Origin of the sequence: Bacillus sp. AF62 (assembly GCF_050312695.1) — a bacterium.
Classification (GTDB): domain Bacteria; phylum Bacillota; class Bacilli; order Bacillales; family Bacillaceae_G; genus Bacillus_A; species Bacillus_A cereus.
Genome location: NZ_JBNPJZ010000275.1, coordinates 1 through 332, shown reverse-complemented (window position 1 = coordinate 332; position 332 = coordinate 1). Strand labels below are relative to the sequence as shown.

Below are 332 nucleotides of genomic sequence, written 5' to 3'. Positions count from 1 at the left end.
TTTGTTCCACAATCGGTTTCTTTTCTATTAGCCTTTCTAACTCTCTTTTGTGTTCACTTAACCTTCGTTGTTCCACACTTAATGACTTTTCTAGTTCTTCAATTCCACCATTCAAAACAGCAGCACCTCTTTTTGTTTACTCATTTCATATACTTCCATCAACATCTGCAATCCATATTCATAGGCAATCACCATACAAATGGATTCCGAATCATCACAACGTTTGTATCGATCAATTAGACGCCTTAAAATGGTTATCTCACTTTCAATCTTTTGTTGTAAGTTCATTTCATTCACCTGCTATCTTTTGGGTAGAATGTACAACAACGTAT

General features: G+C 34.9%; 1 protein-coding gene. It reads right to left on the bottom strand.

What is annotated here, in order from left to right:
• Positions 1–111: 111 nt before the first annotated feature.
• Positions 112–288 (bottom strand): hypothetical protein, encoded by a 177-nt coding sequence (locus tag ACQRBL_RS32715; protein ID WP_427736474.1) that lies wholly within the window; start codon positions 286–288, stop codon positions 112–114.
• Positions 289–332: the final 44 nt, after the last annotated feature.